The sequence below is a fragment of the Halomonas piscis genome, from assembly GCF_031886125.1.
GTDB lineage: Bacteria > Pseudomonadota > Gammaproteobacteria > Pseudomonadales > Halomonadaceae > Vreelandella > Vreelandella piscis.
In genome coordinates, this window is record NZ_CP119391.1 from 640431 (window position 1) to 657087 (window position 16657).

Below are 16657 nucleotides of genomic sequence, written 5' to 3' on the forward strand. Positions count from 1 at the left end.
TTCAGGCAGTGCTCTTTAACAAGATATATCATGCTGACAAAACGATCTTCGCAAGAAGATCATGTGATACGTCTCAAGCGTATCCGGCAATCGTTGTCATTGCGACACCGACCCCTTGGGGTTATAGGGTCAAGCAATGAAGCGCACACGGTGGATGCCTTGGCAGCCAGAGGCGACGAAAGACGTGGCAGCCTGCGATAAGCGTCGGCGAGGTGGCAAACAACCTTTGACCCGGCGATCTCTGAATGGGGAAACCCACTCACCACAAGGTGAGTATCGTCTCCTGAATCCATAGGGAGACGAGGCGAACCGGGGGAACTGAAACATCTCAGTACCCCGAGGAACAGACATCAACCGAGATTCCCCCAGTAGCGGCGAGCGAACGGGGACCAGCCCTTAAGCGCGTGAACGACTAGACGAAGGCCCTGGGAAGGGCCGCCATAGTGGGTGACAGCCCCGTAGTCGAAAGTCCGATCGCGTGAAATCGAGTAGGTCGGGGCACGTGTAACCCTGACTGAAGACGGGGGGACCATCCTCCAAGGCTAAATACTCCTGGCTGACCGATAGTGAACCAGTACCGTGAGGGAAAGGCGAAAAGAACCCCAGTGAGGGGAGTGAAACAGATCCTGAAACCGTGTGCGTACAAGCAGTGGGAGCCGACTCGTTCGGTGACCGCGTACCTTTTGTATAATGGGTCAGCGACTTATTTTCCGTAGCGAGCTTAACCGATTAGGGGAGGCGTAGCGAAAGCGAGTCTTAACCGGGCGACAAGTTGCGGGGAATAGACCCGAAACCGGGCGATCTACCCATGGCCAGAGTGAAGGTTGAGTAACATCAACTGGAGGCTCGAACCCACGTATGTTGAAAAATGCGGGGATGAGCTGTGGGTCGGAGTGAAAGGCTAATCAAGCCCGGAGATAGCTGGTTCTCCTCGAAAGCTATTTAGGTAGCGCCTCACGTATCGCCACCGGGGGTAGAGCACTGTTTCGGCTAGGGGGTCATCCCGACTTACCAACCCGAGGCAAACTCCGAATACCGGTGAGTGCCAGCGTGGGAGACACACAGTGGGTGCTAACGTCCATTGTGGAAAGGGCAACAACCCAGACCGTCAGCTAAGGTCCCCAAATCCTGATTGAGTGGGAAACGATGTGGGAAGGTTTAGACAGCCAGGAGGTTGGCTTAGAAGCAGCCATCCTTGAAAGAAAGCGTAATAGCTCACTGGTCGAATCGGCCTGCGCGGAAGATGTAACGGGGCTAAATCAGGTACCGAAGCTACGGACGTATCCTTCGGGAGACGTGGTAGAGGAGCGTCGTGTAAGCCGATGAAGGTGAGTCGAAAGGCTTGCTGGAGGTATCACGAGTGCGAATGCTGACATGAGTAACGATAAAGGGCGTGAAAAACGCCCTCGCCGGAAGACCAAGGGTTTCTGTTCGACGCTAATCGGAGCAGAGTGAGTCGGCCCCTAAGGCGAGGCCGAAAGGCGTAGTCGATGGGAAACGGGTCAATATTCCCGTACCTCACAGTATTGCGACGGGGGGACGAAGAAGGCTAGGTGAGCCGGGCGACGGTCGTCCCGGTGAAAGTCCGTAGGCCGAACCATCAGGGAAATCCGGTGGTTCAAGGCCGAGAGACGAGACGAACAGCCCACGGGCTGGAAGTCATCGATGCCACGCTTCCAGGAAAAGCCTCTAAGCCTCAGATACGGTGGGACCGTACCCCAAACCAACACAGGTGGTCAGGGTGAGAATCCCCAGGCGCTTGAGAAAACTCGGGTGAAGGAACTAGGCAAAATGGTGCCGTAACTTCGGGAGAAGGCACGCCGCCGGTACGTGAAGTCCCTCGCGGACGGAGCGGAAGGCGGTCGAAGATACCAGGTGGCTACAACTGTTTACTAAAAACACAGCACTCTGCCAACGCGCAAGCGGACGTATAGGGTGTGACGCCTGCCCGGTGCCGGAAGGTTAAGTGATGGCGTTAGCTCCGGCGAAGCGCTTGATCGAAGCCCCGGTAAACGGCGGCCGTAACTATAACGGTCCTAAGGTAGCGAAATTCCTTGTCGGGTAAGTTCCGACCTGCACGAATGGCGTAATGATGGCCACGCTGTCTCCACCCGAGACTCAGTGAAATTGAAATCGCCGTGAAGATGCGGTGTACCCGCGGCCAGACGGAAAGACCCCGTGAACCTTTACTATAGCTTCACACTGGACGCCGATGTTGCTTGTGTAGGATAGCTGGGAGGCCTGGAACCCCGGTCGCCAGACCGGGGGGAGCCACCCTTGAAATACCAGCCTGGCATCATTGGCGTTCTCACTCCGATCCGTGATCCGGATCGAGGACCGTGTGTGGTGGGTAGTTTGACTGGGGCGGTCTCCTCCCAAAGTGTAACGGAGGAGCACGAAGGTACCCTCAGCACGGTTGGACATCGTGCAGTGAGTGCAAGAGCACAAGGGTGCTTGACTGCGAGACAGACACGTCGAGCAGGTGCGAAAGCAGGTTCTAGTGATCCGGTGGTTCTGTATGGAAGGGCCATCGCTCAACGGATAAAAGGTACTCCGGGGATAACAGGCTGATACCGCCCAAGAGTTCACATCGACGGCGGTGTTTGGCACCTCGATGTCGGCTCATCACATCCTGGGGCTGAAGTCGGTCCCAAGGGTATGGCTGTTCGCCATTTAAAGTGGTACGCGAGCTGGGTTTAGAACGTCGTGAGACAGTTCGGTCCCTATCTGCCGTGGGCGTCGGATGTTTGAGAAGGGCTGCTCCTAGTACGAGAGGACCGGAGTGGACGCACCTCTGGTGTTCCGGTTGTCACGCCAGTGGCACTGCCGGGTAGCTAAGTGCGGACGGGATAACCGCTGAAAGCATCTAAGCGGGAAGCCCCCTTCAAGATGAGACATCCCCGAGGCCGTGAGCCTCCTGAAGGGCCCAGCAAGACGAGCTGGTTGATAGGCCGGGTGTGGAAGCGCTGCAAGGCGTTGAGCTAACCGGTACTAATGCGCCCGTGAGGCTTGACCCTATAACGCCCAAGGGGTCGGGTCGCAGACAACGAGCCGGATACGCAAGACGAGACGATCACACAGTTTTTATCCCTGGCTGAATAACTCAGCAGCATGATATATCACCGGTTACGCCTGACGGCCATAGCGAGCGGGAACCACCTGATCCCATGCCGAACTCAGCAGTGAAACCGCTCAGCGCCGATGGTAGTGTGGGGCCTCCCCATGCGAGAGTAGGTCATCGTCAGGCACTTAACACAGAGAACCCGGCCCTGCGCCGGGTTTTTTGTGTGCGCGGAATTTGAAGACATTAACAGGCGCTCCCACCACGTAGAAAGAACGTGCCGGCCCACCGCCACTGCGTCATGGCGAGCGCAGCGACGCCATCTCGGGGTTGCTGGCGACGGCAAGGCAAGGAGATCACTTCGCTTGCGCTCGTGATGACACGATAGCGGGCGCAGTGGCGAATCCAGCGCCGCCAAGTGCCTGGGGCTGTTTAACCGCAGAGCACTTCCAGGGTTTCAATCAGGGTATCCATCTCGTCATCGGTGCCGATGGAAATACGCAGGAAGTTGCTGAGGCCGGCCTTGTCGAAGTGGCGTACCAGGATGCCGCGCTTGCGCAGGCCGGCAAATAGCTGGCCGCCATCCAGCGTTGCGTGTTTGGCAAAGAGAAAATTGGCTTCGGAAGGGAGCACATGAAAGCCCAGCGCTTCCAGCCGTGTGCGGGTGCGTTCGCGAGTGGCAATAACGCTGTCGCGGCAGGCGTGAAAATGCTCGGTATCCTCCAGCGCGGCAATGCCGGCACGTTCGGCCAGGCGGTCTACCGGGTAAGAGTTGAAGGAATCCTTGATATGTTCCAACCCTTCTATCAGCTCCGGCGAGCCTATGGCATAGCCGAGACGAATCCCTGCGAGGCTGCGAGATTTGGAGAAAGTGCCGATAACCAGCAGGTTGGGATAGCGCTCCGTCAGCGGGGCGGCACTTTCCGCGCCAAAGTCAACGTAGGCTTCATCCACCAGCACGACGCGGTCGGTGACGCGTCTGAGAAGCGTCTCCAGTGCGGCGAGCGTGTGTGCATGGCCGGTGGGAGCGTTGGGGTTGGCAAAGACGATACCGCTTCTGTCGCCAGCGCTTGCCAGCGCATCCAGGTCAACCTCCCACTGGGCATTCAGCGGATGTTGACGTAGCTCGATATCGTAAAGCCGGGCATAGACCGGGTAGAAGCTGTAGGTGATGTCGGGCACGTCCAGCGGCGCGCCGTGACGGAAAAATGCCTGAAAGGCGAAGGCGAGGATTTCATCCGAGCCGTTGCCCACGAAAACGCTGTCGTCAGGCACTTCGTACGTTTTGGCCAGTGCCTGACACAGCGCGGTGGAAGCCGGGTCGGGGTAGAGGCGCAAATGGCTGGTGGCATAGTCGCGGAGCACTTTACCGACCCCCGGCGCGGGGGCGTAAGGGTTTTCGTTGGTATTCAGCTTGATGACCTGGTCGGCGGGCTGCTCGCCGGGAACGTAAGGAGTCAGCTCACGTACGCCGGGGCTCCAGAATTGGCTCATGGCAATAACCTGAATCGATGGGCACAGTGGCAATCATGGTCGCTTGGGAGGAAAAAAAGCGCAAGTAACCCGCAGGGTGGGGTGTGCGTGGTAGTGTGGAGCGGTTATGCTGTTCCCACTTTACTTGACTGTTTAACGCATGAGGAGATCAACGATGCAACTACGAAGTGTGCTGATCGGCTCGGCCATGCTGTCGTTGCTGGCAGGCTGTGCCGGCGGCCCGACAGAAACGGCCAGTAAAGAGTCCGTGGAACCAACTGCAGTCAGCTATCAGGGAACGCTGCCGTGCCGTAACTGTGACGGTATCGGTCTTGACGTGGAAATGATGGGTGAAGAAGCGGACGCCGTTCAGGATCGTACCTTTACGCTCACCGCCTCCTACATGAACCATCCGCAAACGCCGCCGGACGAAGACTACGCCGGCAACTGGGAAGTTCTGACCGGCACGCCCTCCGATCCGGATGCCAAGGTATACGAGTTGACGCCGGACGGCGAAGGCCAGACGTACTATTTTCTCCGCCTGGACGAGCGCACGCTTGAGCTGATCGATCCCGAGCGCCGCCGCTTTGAAAACGGTGAAATGCTGCGCCTCAAGCGTCAGTAACCATTGTTTTAAAGCCCCCAGGGCAAGATACAAAGGCGGCCATGGGCCGCCTTTGCTGTTTTACGGCAGGTAAAATGGCTCGTTGACCTTCATGCTCATTGTTGCAGGAGCACGTTTGTGGCCAAAGCCAAAAGCGCTTTTGTATGCACCGAGTGCGGTGCCGAATATCACAAGTGGCAGGGGCAGTGTTCCAGCTGCAGGGAGTGGAACACGCTGAGCGAGGTGCGCCTGGCAGCGCCGCGGCCGGGCGCAGCGGCGACGGGTGCCTCATCCGGACGCAGCGGCTACAGCGGCGCGTTGACTCGTGAGGTGGTGGATCTGGGCCAGGTGGACCTCAGCGAAGTGCCCCGCATGGGCTCCACCTTTGGCGAGTTCGACCGGGTGCTGGGCGGTGGCCTGGTGCCCGGCTCGGCCGTGCTGCTGGGCGGCCACCCCGGTGCGGGCAAGTCGACGCTTCTGCTGCAAACCGCCTGCAAGTTGGCTCAGAACCAGGCGGTTATCTATGTCACCGGGGAGGAGTCGCTGTCCCAGGTGGCCATGCGCGCCCATCGGCTGCAGCTCCCGACCCAGGGACTCAAGATGCTCGCCGAAACCAGCGTCGAGACCATTCTGGCGGTGGCCGAACGCGAAAAGCCCGAAGTGCTGGTGATCGACTCCATCCAGACCATGCATCTGGAAGACATTGCTTCGGCCCCCGGCGGCGTGGCCCAGGTGCGCGAGTCTGCCGCCGCGCTGACCCGCTTTGCCAAGCAGAGCAATACGGTGCTGCTGCTGGTGGGGCATGTCACCAAGGACGGCAGCCTTGCCGGGCCCAAGGTGCTCGAGCACATGATCGACGCTTCGCTGCTGCTGGAAGGCGGTTCGGACTCGCGCTTTCGCACCCTGCGCGGGCAGAAAAACCGCTTTGGCGCAGTCAACGAGCTGGGCGTTTTTGCCATGCTCGAGCAAGGACTGAAAGAGGTGAAGAATCCCAGCGCGATCTTCCTTTCGCGCAACGAAGAGCAGGCTCCAGGCAGCCTGGTCATGGTGGTGTGGGAAGGCACTCGTCCCATTCTGGTGGAAGTGCAAGCGCTGGTGGATGAGTCCGCGCTGGGCAATCCGCGCCGGGTGGCGGTGGGACTGGATCACAACCGCCTGGCCATGCTGCTGGCCGTGCTCAACCGTCATGGCGGGCTTTTTACCGGCGATCAGGACGTCTTTCTCAACGTGGTGGGCGGCGTCAAGGTGCTGGAAACCAGCGCCGATCTGGCGGTGCTCCTTGCGGTGGTGTCGAGCCTGCAAAACCGCGCCTTGCCGCGCGAGCTGGTGGTGTTTGGCGAAGTGGGGCTGTCCGGTGAAATCCGCCCGGTGCCAAGCGGTCAGGAGCGTATCGCCGAGGCCGCCAAGCACGGCTTTACCCGGGCCATTGTGCCCCGGGCCAACGCGCCCAAAACGTCGCCCAAGGGCATGACGGTGACCCCGGTGGACAAGCTCAGCGACGCCCTCGACGCCCTCTAGCTGACAGGGGCGCCAGACGTCGGGCCCTCAGCTGTCATAGGTGGTGGGCGCTCGGTTGCGTTAGAATGGGCGCCCATCGTTTTGGCCAAGGAGTTACCTCAATGAGCGCCATTCGCCTGACCCAGTACAGCCACGGTGCCGGATGCGGCTGTAAAATTGCGCCCGACGTGCTCGACGGCATTCTCGCCAAGGCCGGCCCGCCGGCCAGCAGCGAGCGTCTGGTGGTGGGTAACCAGGGTCGCGAAGACGCCTGCGTCTATGACCTGGGCGACGGTCGCGGGATGATTGCCACCACCGACTTTTTCATGCCGATTGTCGACGACCCGTACGATTTCGGCCGTATCGCGGCGACCAACGCCATTAGCGACGTTTACGCCATGGGCGGCGACCCGGTCATGGCGCTGGGGATTCTCGGCTGGCCGCTGGACAAGCTCAGCGTCGATATCGCCGGCGACGTCATGGCCGGCGCCCAGGCCGTGTGCCGCGACCACGGTCTGGCTTTGGCCGGCGGGCACTCCATTGACGCTCCGGAGCCGATTTTTGGCCTGGCGGTGAACGGCCTCATCGAACTTGAGCGCCTGAAGCTCAACAGCGCGGCCAAACCCGGCGATCTGCTGTTTTTGACCAAGCCGCTGGGCGTGGGAATGCTTACCACGGCGGAAAAGCGCGGCCTGCTGGCAGCCGAGCATCAGGGGCTCGCGCGGGAAACCATGCTGGTTTCCAACCGCATCGGCGTCGAGCTTGCCGAGCTGTCCGGCGTACACGCCATGACCGACGTCACCGGCTTTGGCCTGGCTGGGCACCTGAGCGAAGTCTGCGCAGCCAGCGGCATGGCCGCATCGTTGGACTTCAGCCGCCTGCCACGTCTGGAAGCCGCGGAAGGCTACCGCCAGCGCGGAGCGGTGCCCGGCGGCACGGTGCGCAACCGCGAAGCGCTGGGGACAGCGCTGCCGGCGATGAGCGATGTCCACTGGCAATGGCTGTGCGACCCGCAAACGTCCGGCGGGCTGCTGCTGGCCGTCGCCCCGGAAAGCGCCGACGCGGTTCAGCACATCGGCCGCGAGCACGGCATCGAGCTCGCCGCGTTCGGCACGCTCAAGCCGGCTGAGAGTGAGGCGCTTATCGAGGTGGCCGGGTGAGCGGGGCGAGTATACCGGCCGATATTGATCTGGTGCGTCAGGCGTATCCGCTGATCGACGTGCGCGCCCCGGTGGAGTTTGCCCAGGGGGCGCTGCCGGGCGCGGTCAACCTGCCGCTGTTGAACGATGACGAGCGCCACCAGGTGGGCCTGGCCTATAAAAAACGCGGTCAGGCGGCCGCCATCAAGCTGGGCGAAAAGCTGGTCAGCGGCGAGGTCAAGGCGGGGCGGCTGGCGGCCTGGCGATCCTACCTGGGCCGGCACCCGGATGCGCTGATCTACTGCTTTCGCGGCGGGCTGCGCTCGCAAATCGTCCAGCAGTGGCTGGCGGAGGCCGGCAGCGCGCCGCCGCGGATTGAAGGCGGCTGGAAAGCCATGCGCCAGCGGCTCTGCGGCCGTGTTGATGCGGCAGTAAGCCAGCCCATGCTGGTTGTCAGCGGGCTCACCGGCTGCGCCAAGACAGCGCTGATCAACCGGCTGGAGAGCGGCGTGGACCTTGAAGGCTTCGCCAACCACAAGGGGTCGGCGTTTGGGCGGATGCCCGAACCGCCGCCGCCCCAGGTCGACTTTGAGCATGCTCTGGCCCGGCGCTTGATGTCGCTTTCCGGCCCGCTGACGCTGGAAGACGAGTCGCGCCAGGTGGGCAGCGTCAATATCCCGCTGACGTTTTGGCAGGGCATGGAGAAGGCGCCGCGTATCCGTGTGGAAATGCCTCTGGACTGGCGGCTTGAGCAGCTGCAAAAAGACTACATTATCGATCTTGAGCGCGCCCACTGCGCTCGCTTCGGCGAAGAAGAGGGCTGGCAGCGCATGCGCCAGCAGCTGGGCAATGCCCTGCTGCGGCTGAAAAAGCGCCTGGGCAGCGCAAGGCTTGCCCGGCTGCAGCGGCTGCAGGAGCTGGCGTTTGCCGCCCACGAAAGCGGCGATCGCCAGGCCCACGAAGCCTGGCTTGCCCCGCTGTTGACCGAATACTACGACCCCATGTACCGCTATCACCTCAAGCGCCACCAAGAGGCAGGCCTGCGCGAGCTGCACGTGGGCGACTGGGAGAGCTGTTTGGGCGCCGCCCGGGAGTGGCAGGCGGAGCACATGCCGGCCAGCGGCTAAGACGCTGGCGCCGTGCTCAGCCACTCGCTCAGCACCCGGTCGAGCAGCGGCGCGAGCCGATTGAAAGGCTCGGCGTCGGCGAGAATCTCCGCTGTCGGCTGCACAAAGTCGTCGCGGCCGGCGGGCGGCGCCTGGTGTTCCAGCAGGGCCGAGGCGCTTTCCGGGGTAGCGTGCAGCTGGCATAGCAGGCCGATGACGCGCTTGTCGTCCCAGGCAAAACCCTGCAGCGGCGCGGCCTCGCTTGCGCCCAGCGGCGTCGCGTTATCCGGCAGGCTGAAGACAGCGCGGTGCCACAGAAAGGCGTGAAACCGATCGGGCAGGTCAAGCGGTGAGCGCTCATCCAGAGTCACCGGGTGAAAGCCGGCCTCGGGGAAGGTGCCCGGGGCAATCGTTGCCCCCAGCGCGTCGGCAATCAGGTGCGCGCCGAGGCCAAACCCCAAAAGTGGCTTGTGGCCGTCCAGGTAGCGCTCGATCAGCTTTTGTTCTTCCCGCTGCCAAGCCGGCGGCTGATCCAGCAGAGCTTCATCGCCGTCGAGGACGATCAGCGCATCGCTGTCCCCCGGGCGCGGGGCCAGCTCGCCTTCGTCAAGGTGAAACACGGTATAGCTGTGCCCCATGCTTGAAAACCAGTCGGCGAGCCGCGCAGGGCCGTGGTGGGGGCTGTGCTGTAGCAGATGAACGTGCATGGTATTCTCCTCGCCCGATAGCGGCTTTTTGGCCAGCGGTTATTGACACAAAATCTTGATCAGCCTTTCCTGAACAAGTGCCTTACCGGCAAGCGCGATCCTGACTCCCCGGCGGGAAGTACATACCGGAACTCTAACATGGCGTCACAAAATATGGGCTTTTTCCAGCGACTTCAGCAGCTTGGGCTCTCCGCTCAGCAGGCCTTCATGGCCGCCCTGGCCGAGCGCCAGCTGCCCAACTATGCGCTTTATGCGCAAACCACCGGCCACGGCGATACGCATACGCTGCGCACCGTGCTGGATCTGGCGTGGGAAAAGCTCGCCGTGCCCAGCGCGAGCATCGACTTTGATCGCCAGGCAGAAAAGCTGGCCGAGTGCGAGCCCCCGGCCGAGGATGACAGCTTCGGCGCCCGGCGGGCGCTGGACGCCGTCGTGTCGATTGCGGCGCTGCTGGATACGTGGCGTGGCGAGGCCCCCGAGGCGGTGCTCGACGTCAGCCGTACGTCGCGTGCCGGCGTGCGTGCCTTTATCGAGCTCACCGAGGGCGAAGACGACGCCGAAAAACTGGCGCTGCTGGTGCGTGACCATCCGCTCACCGACGACGAAAACGGTTTTCAGGACGCGGTGCTCGAGGCCGTCTCGCAGCCGCTTTCCAGAGACCGACTGAAGGCGGTGCGCCGGCTGGGCAAAAACGAGGGCGTGAGCAACCTGGGACTTTCGCTGGACTCGGAATAAGCCGCCGGATGCTGCCGGCGGCCCTGGGCATCAGATACGAATGCCGGCGTTGACCATGACGCCGGCGTTGCCGAATAGCAGCAGGTCGGTTTCGACCTTGCCCCAGCGCACGCCGACAGCCGGCAGGATAGCCGGGGCAACGCCGTAGTGGTTGAACGGGATCTTGTGCTTTTTGCTGCCCTTGTAGCCGCGCAGCGCGCCGGCGGTGAGCTTGGCGCGAAACTCCAGGTTCGGCGCCGGCTGCCAGAAGGGAAGCTCGCGGCCGGCGTAGAAGTACCAGATGGGCTGGTCGAAGGAGTTTTTCAGCCAGGCCGTGCCCGCCAGCCAGCGATCGGGGTTGTGCAGCTCGATGCCGATCAGGTTCTGATCTTCGTTGTACCCTGAGCTGCCGGAAAAATGCTGGGTTACCAGGCTGGTTTGGACAAAGGTGTGGTCGTGGTGCCAGAAATCGCTGCCCGCTGCGCTCAGGGGGAGGGTAGCCCCCGCCAGCAGAGCGATGAGCCAGCGGCGCGCCCTTGAGGTGCGCGCCGCCGCCATGCGGAAAATCAACGTTGCCATCTTATAGCCGCATCTTGATGCCGCGCTCGGTCATGTAGCGCTTGGCCTCGGGAATGGTGTATTCGCCGAAGTGGAAGATACTGGCGGCAAGCACCGCGTCGGCGCCGCCCTTGAGTACGCCGTCCACCAGGTGATCTAGGTTGCCCACCCCGCCCGAGGCGATCACCGGCACGCCCACCGCCTCGGCAACGGCGTGAGTCAGTTCCAGATCAAAGCCGGACTTGGTGCCGTCCCGGTCCATGCTGGTCAGCAGCAGCTCGCCGGCGCCGTAGTCGACCATTTTCCTTGCCCACTCCACCGCATCGAGACCGGTTCGTTTGCGCCCGCCGTGGGTGAAGATTTCCCAGCGCGGCGTTTCGCCTTCCCGGGACACCTGCTTGGCGTCGAGGGCCACAACAATGCACTGGCTGCCAAAGCGCTCGGCGGCTTCGCGGACAAACTCCGGATGGGTGATCGCTGCGGTGTTGATCGCCACCTTGTCCGCCCCGGCGTTGAGCATGGTGCGGATGTCCTCGCAGCGGCGGATGCCGCCGCCCACGGTCAGCGGAATGAACACCTCGCCGGCAATGCGTTCGACCATGTCCACGGTGGTGTCACGACCGTCGCTGCTGGCGGTGATGTCGAGAAAGGTGATCTCGTCGGCGCCCTGCTGATTATAGCGCTGTGCGATTTCCACCGGATCCCCGGCGTCGCGGATGCCGATGAAGTTGACGCCCTTGACCACGCGGCCGGCGTCGACGTCCAGACAAGGGATAATGCGTTTGGCAAGGCTCATGATTTTTCTCCGCTAAGACGATCGCTAAGCCGCTGGGCCTCGGCAACGTCCAAGCTGCCCTCGTAAATCGCGCGGCCGGTAATCGCGCCCAGTATGCCGCTGTCAGCCACTTTGCACAGCGCTTCGATATCGCCAAGGTGGGTTACCCCGCCCGAGGCAATCACCGGCAGGCCGCCGTCGCGGGCAAGCGCGGCGGTGGCCTCGACGTTGACGCCCTGCATCATGCCGTCCCGGGCGATGTCGGTATAGACGATGGACGATACGCCGTCGTCGGCAAAGCGCTTGGCAAGCTCGGTGGCTTTTACCGTCGAGACTTCGGCCCAGCCGTCGGTCGCGACAAAGCCGTCTCGAGCATCGAGCCCGACGATCACCCGGCCGGGAAAGGCGCGGCACATCTCGCCGACAAACGCCGGCTGTTTCACCGCCTGGGTGCCGATGATGACGTAGGACACGCCGGCGTTGAGATAGTGCTCGATGGTCTCGGCGTTGCGGATGCCGCCGCCGATCTGGATGGGCAGGTCCGGGTAGGCCCGGGCAATGGCGGTGACCGCCTCGCCGTTGACCGGCTGGCCGGCAAAGGCGCCGTTCAGATCGACCAGGTGCAGACGGCGGGCGCCGGCCTCGACCCAGCGCGCGGCCATGGCCACGGGGTCGTCGCCGTAGGACGTGGCCTCGTCCATGCGGCCCTGCTTGAGGCGCACGCACTGGCCGTCTTTCAGATCGATGGCGGGGATGACTAGCATGATGTTTAACCTTACCTGAGGCGCGGTGTTCAGGATGATGAGTTCGCCGAAGCGAGCTTATGGGGACCAGGTAACAAAGTTTTCCAGCAGCTTGAGCCCGGCGCGTGAGCTTTTTTCCGGATGGAACTGTACGGCAAAGGTGGAGCCGTGTCCCATGGCCACGTGGGCGCTGATGTGGCCGTACTGGATGGTGCCGAACACGTCGGCCTCGTCGGCGGCTTTGGCGTAGTAGCCGTGGACGAAGTAGAAGTGCTCGTGGCTGTCGATGCCTTCCCACAGCGGATGCTCGCGGCGCTGGTCGACCAGATTCCAGCCCATGTGCGGCACCTTCATGCGCGCACCGTTGTGGTCGCGCATGGCGTCGGGGAAGCGCTTGACCTCACCCCTGAACGCGCCCAGGCAGCTAACGCCGCCGCTTTCCTCGCTGTGTTCCAAAAGCATCTGCTGGCCCACGCAAATGCCCAAAAGCGGCTTTGTCTGACGCTGGATCACGTCTTCGACCAGGCCGCGCAGCTCGCTACGCTCAAGCTCGCCCATGCAGTCGCGAATCGCCCCCTGGCCGGGCAGCACCAGCCGGGTCGCGCCGAGGATGCAGCGCGAGTCCCGGGTAATGATCACGTTTTCATGGGTGACGTGCTCAAGCGCCTTGGCCACGGAGTGCAGGTTGCCCATTCCATAGTCGATCACCGCAATGGTCATGGAGTGCTCCTTATAAGGTGCCTTTGGTCGACGGCATCTGGCCGGCCATGCGCGGGTCTTCGGCCATGGCCATGCGCAGCGCCCGGCCAAACGCCTTGAAGATCGTTTCGGCCTGGTGATGGACGTTGAACCCCTTGAGGTTGTCGATGTGCAGCGTTACCGCGGCGTGGTTGACAAAGCCCTGGAAAAACTCCCAAAAAAGCTGGGTATCCAGCGCGCCGACGGTGTCCCGAGTGAACTCGACGTCCATGAACAGCCCGGCGCGTCCGGAAAAATCGATCACCACCCGGGAAAGAGCTTCGTCCAGGGGCACATAGGCGTGACCGTAGCGGTAAATGCCGCGCTTGTCGCCAATGGCTCTGGCAAAAGCCTGGCCCAGGGTAATGCCCACGTCTTCTACCGTGTGGTGGTCATCAATATGCGTATCCCCGGTAGCCTTGATGTCCAGGTCGATCAGCCCGTGCCGGGCAATCTGGTCGAGCATGTGATCCAGAAACGGCACGCCGGTTGCGCCGTCGAGCCGGCCGGTACCGTCAAGGTTGACGCTGATCTTGACCTGCGTTTCCTGGGTGTCACGGCTGACCGTGGCAATACGCGATGACATCTTGTTTCTCCTGCGCTGTGGCGCACTTGAGGGGAACGCCGGTGGCGACGCACAGTGTGTCTGATGCGCCCCGCGAAGACGCAGACCACCGGATGAGCAGGGCAAGCCTGCGGCCAAACCGTCATTATAGTGAATCGGCCCGGCAATCGGCTACAATGCGCGCACAAGGTAGACCCGCCCGTCCGGGCCAAGAGGATCCCTGAACCATGCCGGTGACACTGCAGCACGTAGACCAGACCCGCTGGACCCAAGACCCCCAGGCTCGCCACGACCTGATACGCATTTATCGGGACGCCGACCCGGCGTGCCTGGCGCCGGAGGCGGCCGAGGCCTTCGTCGCCGAGCATCTGCGCGCCGGCAACGGCTTTGCCTGTGCGCTGTTCAACGCCCGGCTGCTGGGCGCCGTGGCGGTCACGTCGACCGCTGACGGAACCTGGCAGCTAAGCCACCTCTGCGTGCGCGCGGAAACTCGCGGGCGCGGGGTCGCCACCCGGCTGCTGGCGCTGGTGGCCGCCGACGCCAGGACCCGCGCACACCGCCGCCTTGGCGTGGCGTCGCCGACGTCGGCGGAAGGCGCGCTTTATGCCCGGCTGGGGCATGAGGTCGACGGCGACGGTCGCGTGCTGACGGGCACGCCGGAGGAAGCGCCATGAGGCAGCTTTTGCGCATCCTCCTCGCCGCCGTCGGCATTCTCGGGGTGCTCGCCGTGGCCGCGGTGGTCTATGTTACCACTTTCATGGACCCGGAGGACTTCAAGCCGCGCCTGACCGCGGTGATGGAAGAACATACCGGCCTGGATATCGAGCTTGACGGCGCGCTTTCCTGGTCCTTTTATCCGCGCATCGGCGTCAGCGTGGAGAAGGCACGCGCCTGGCTTGCCGAGCAGGAGGAGGAAGCGACGCCCTTTGCCGCCGTGGAGCGCGCCGAGGTCAGCGTGGCGCTGGCCCCTCTACTGCGCGGGGAAATCGCCGTGGACGGCCTGACCCTTGACGGCATGAACCTGAACCTGCGCCGCAACGCGCAGGGTGAAGGCAACTGGGAGGCGCTGCTGGAGCGCATGGCCGCGCGCGGGGAGAAAGCCGAAACCGTGCTGGCCCCGGCAAGCGCCGGCCCCAACGCCGATGCCGGCAACCTCGACGTGGCGCTGAGCATCGCCAGCGTCAAGGTCCAGAACGCCGAACTGCGCTTCCGCGATGCCCAGAGCCATACCCTATGGCACGCCGAAAACCTCAACGTGACCGGCAGCAACGTCAATCCGCAGCGCTTCTTTCCGCTCAAGGCCATGCTGACCCTCAGCCGCTACGATAGCCTCGAGCCCCAGGCGCTGACGCGTCCGCCGGTAGTCAGCAGCGAGATCAATCTGGACACGCGGCTCAGGCTGGCGCTGGCCGAGCACGGGTTCGTACTGGAAACCCCCGATCTGGAAACGCGCACTCGGCTGGCGCCCGACGTCGAGCCCCAGGCGCTGCGTCTGAGCGCGTCCCGCATCGAAGCGGGACTGGACGACCGGCAGCTGGCCGTCACCGACGGCGTGCTGAAAACCACCTTGCACCATCCCGATACCTGGGAGGGCGGTTTGGCGCTGGCGCTCAAGTTTGCCCTGAAGGGCGATTGGGGCGAGCAGGTCGCCAGGGTTAACGACATGCAGCTGGAAGGCCCCGACGGCCTGCGCGCCCGGGGTCGGCTGACGCTGGAAAACTGGCGAGATGACCTGCGCTACGCCGGGCAGGTGACGCTGGCGCCGCTATCGCTGCGCCCCTGGCTCGAGCGGCTGGGAGTAGGCCTCGATACGCGCAACCCCGGCGCGCTTTCCGACGTGGCGCTGACCAGCCAGATAAAAGGCGACGCCGAGCGTATTCGCCTGGCTCCGCTGTCGCTGGTGCTCGACGACACTACCCTGACCGGCGAGCTTGCTGCCGGGATCGACGGCACCGCGCTGGATTTCGATCTGGAAGGCGACACTCTGAACGTCGACCGCTATCTGCCTGCGCCCGCCGCTGACGCCGCCAAGCAGGCCGGTATCGGGCTTTGGCGCCGCGCAGCGGCAGAAGAAGAGGCGCCGGCGCTGGTAGACCAGCCGCTTCTGGCCAGGCTTGAGCTGGACGGCGCGCTGGCGCTGGGGTCGCTGACCCTCGGCGGACTCAAGTTCGATTCTCCCGAGCTTGCGCTCGAGGGTCGCGACGGCACCCAGCGGCTCGAGGCCTTCGAGGCCGGCTTTTACGGCGGCAAGCTCAGCGCCAGCGGCAGCCTCGATGCCGGGCAAACGCCCCTGGCGTGGGCGCTGGCGCCCCGCGCCAGCGGGGTGAAAATGGCGCCGCTGCTGGAGGCGCTTGGCGAGCGCGACGCTTCGCTTAGCGGCCGGCTCGAGGCCAGCGGCGAGTTCACTACCAAGGGCAACACCCGCGAAGACCTGGTGCGCCGGCTAAACGGCAGCGCCAAAGCGAAGCTTGACGACGGCGCCATTGCCGGCGTCAATATATCCCGGCAGGTGTGCGAAGCCGTTGCCGCGCTGGAAGACCGCGATACGACCCGCGAGTGGCGCGACGACACCCGCTTCGAGCACGTGGATGCCACTTTCACCGTGCGCGACGGCGTCGTTGAGAGCGACGATGTGCGGGTGACGCTTCCCGGCCTCAACGTCCAGGGGGAAGGCGAGTACGACCTGGGCCACCGCCAGTTTGATGCGCTGGCCAGCGTGCGGCTGGACAACACCGCCGACGCCGCCTGCCGGGTCAATCCTCGGCTTGCCAGGCTGGCGCTGCCGGTGCGCTGCGAAGGCAGCATCAGCGCGGAGCCGGGAGAGTGGTGCCGCGTTGACCGCGACGCGCTGAAAACCAACGTGTCGCGGCTGGTCGGCGACCAGGTCGGCAGCCGCATTGAGGAAAAACTCGACGAGAAGCTCGGTGACGGAGCTGCCCGGGAGCTGCGCGACGGCCTGAAACGTTTGTTCGATTGA

At 63.4% G+C, this 16657-nt stretch carries 14 protein-coding genes and 2 rRNA genes; 9 read left to right on the top strand and 7 right to left on the bottom strand.

Annotated features, from left to right (window positions below; genetic code table 11):
- Positions 1 to 127 precede the first annotated feature (127 nt).
- Together P1P91_RS03035 and rrf are read left to right on the top strand one after the other, a co-directional pair.
- A 23S ribosomal RNA gene (locus tag P1P91_RS03035) occupies positions 128 to 3017 on the top strand.
- A gap of 114 nt (positions 3018 to 3131) precedes the next feature.
- Positions 3132 to 3247, top strand: a 5S ribosomal RNA gene (gene rrf, locus P1P91_RS03040).
- A gap of 246 nt (positions 3248 to 3493) precedes the next feature.
- Here the strand turns inward: rrf and hisC are convergent.
- Positions 3494 to 4555 carry a histidinol-phosphate transaminase gene (gene hisC, locus P1P91_RS03045; RefSeq protein WP_311884429.1) on the bottom strand — a complete coding sequence of 354 codons (1062 nt, stop codon included), beginning with the start codon at positions 4553 to 4555 and terminating at the stop codon, positions 3494 to 3496.
- A 154-nt stretch (positions 4556 to 4709) separates the two neighbouring features.
- On the opposite strand from hisC, the gene P1P91_RS03050 reads away from it, so the two are divergent.
- From P1P91_RS03050 to mnmH, 4 genes are all read left to right on the top strand, one after another.
- The gene (locus P1P91_RS03050) at positions 4710 to 5159 is read left to right on the top strand and encodes a copper resistance protein NlpE N-terminal domain-containing protein (RefSeq protein WP_311884431.1); all 450 of its coding nucleotides are present in this window, start codon (positions 4710 to 4712) and stop codon (positions 5157 to 5159) included.
- Between the two features lie 117 nt (positions 5160 to 5276).
- Complete coding sequence (gene radA / locus P1P91_RS03055; RefSeq protein WP_311884433.1) at positions 5277 to 6656, top strand: DNA repair protein RadA; 1380 nt, start codon at positions 5277 to 5279, stop codon at positions 6654 to 6656.
- 101 nt (positions 6657 to 6757) lie between these two features.
- Positions 6758 to 7795: a selenide, water dikinase SelD gene (gene selD / locus P1P91_RS03060; RefSeq protein ID WP_311884435.1), complete on the top strand. Its 1038-nt coding sequence runs from the start codon at positions 6758 to 6760 to the stop codon at positions 7793 to 7795.
- Positions 7792 to 8901: a tRNA 2-selenouridine(34) synthase MnmH gene (mnmH, locus tag P1P91_RS03065; protein ID WP_311884436.1), complete on the top strand. Its 1110-nt coding sequence runs from the start codon at positions 7792 to 7794 to the stop codon at positions 8899 to 8901. Before selD ends, mnmH begins: the two co-directional genes overlap by 4 nt.
- On the opposite strand, the gene P1P91_RS03070 is transcribed toward mnmH, so the two are convergent.
- The gene (locus P1P91_RS03070) at positions 8898 to 9587 is read right to left on the bottom strand and encodes a type 1 glutamine amidotransferase (protein ID WP_311884438.1); all 690 of its coding nucleotides are present in this window, start codon (positions 9585 to 9587) and stop codon (positions 8898 to 8900) included. The two genes, mnmH and P1P91_RS03070, sit on opposite strands and share 4 nt — an antisense overlap.
- 138 nt (positions 9588 to 9725) lie before the next feature.
- Between P1P91_RS03070 and P1P91_RS03075 the strand changes: the two genes are divergently transcribed.
- Positions 9726 to 10322, top strand: a complete 597-nt coding sequence (locus P1P91_RS03075; RefSeq protein ID WP_311884440.1) for a YjaG family protein — start codon at positions 9726 to 9728, stop codon at positions 10320 to 10322.
- Positions 10323 to 10352: 30 nt separating this feature from the next.
- Here the strand turns inward: P1P91_RS03075 and P1P91_RS03080 are convergent, their stop codons facing one another.
- The 5 genes from P1P91_RS03080 to hisB are packed head-to-tail and all read right to left on the bottom strand — an operon-like array spanning position 10353 to position 13701.
- A complete protein-coding gene (locus tag P1P91_RS03080; RefSeq protein ID WP_311884442.1) occupies positions 10353 to 10880 on the bottom strand; it encodes a hypothetical protein in 528 nt (175 codons plus the stop codon).
- A gap of 1 nt (position 10881) precedes the next feature.
- Positions 10882 to 11655 (bottom strand): imidazole glycerol phosphate synthase subunit HisF, encoded by a 774-nt coding sequence (gene hisF, locus P1P91_RS03085; RefSeq protein ID WP_311884443.1) that lies wholly within the window; start codon positions 11653 to 11655, stop codon positions 10882 to 10884.
- Entirely contained in the window at positions 11652 to 12398 is a 747-nt protein-coding gene (gene hisA, locus P1P91_RS03090; protein WP_311884445.1) for a 1-(5-phosphoribosyl)-5-[(5-phosphoribosylamino)methylideneamino]imidazole-4-carboxamide isomerase, read from the bottom strand. The genes hisF and hisA overlap by 4 nt, the downstream gene beginning before the upstream one ends.
- A gap of 57 nt (positions 12399 to 12455) precedes the next feature.
- Complete coding sequence (gene hisH / locus P1P91_RS03095) at positions 12456 to 13097, bottom strand: imidazole glycerol phosphate synthase subunit HisH (RefSeq protein ID WP_311884446.1); 642 nt, start codon at positions 13095 to 13097, stop codon at positions 12456 to 12458.
- A 10-nt stretch (positions 13098 to 13107) separates the two neighbouring features.
- A complete protein-coding gene (gene hisB / locus P1P91_RS03100; protein WP_311884448.1) occupies positions 13108 to 13701 on the bottom strand; it encodes an imidazoleglycerol-phosphate dehydratase HisB in 594 nt (197 codons plus the stop codon).
- A 206-nt stretch (positions 13702 to 13907) separates the two neighbouring features.
- Between hisB and P1P91_RS03105 the strand changes: the two genes are divergently transcribed.
- Both P1P91_RS03105 and P1P91_RS03110 read left to right on the top strand, forming a co-directional pair.
- A complete protein-coding gene (locus P1P91_RS03105; protein WP_311884450.1) occupies positions 13908 to 14354 on the top strand; it encodes an acetyl-CoA sensor PanZ family protein in 447 nt (148 codons plus the stop codon).
- Entirely contained in the window at positions 14351 to 16657 is a 2307-nt protein-coding gene (locus P1P91_RS03110) for an AsmA family protein (protein WP_311884452.1), read from the top strand. Before P1P91_RS03105 ends, P1P91_RS03110 begins: the two co-directional genes overlap by 4 nt.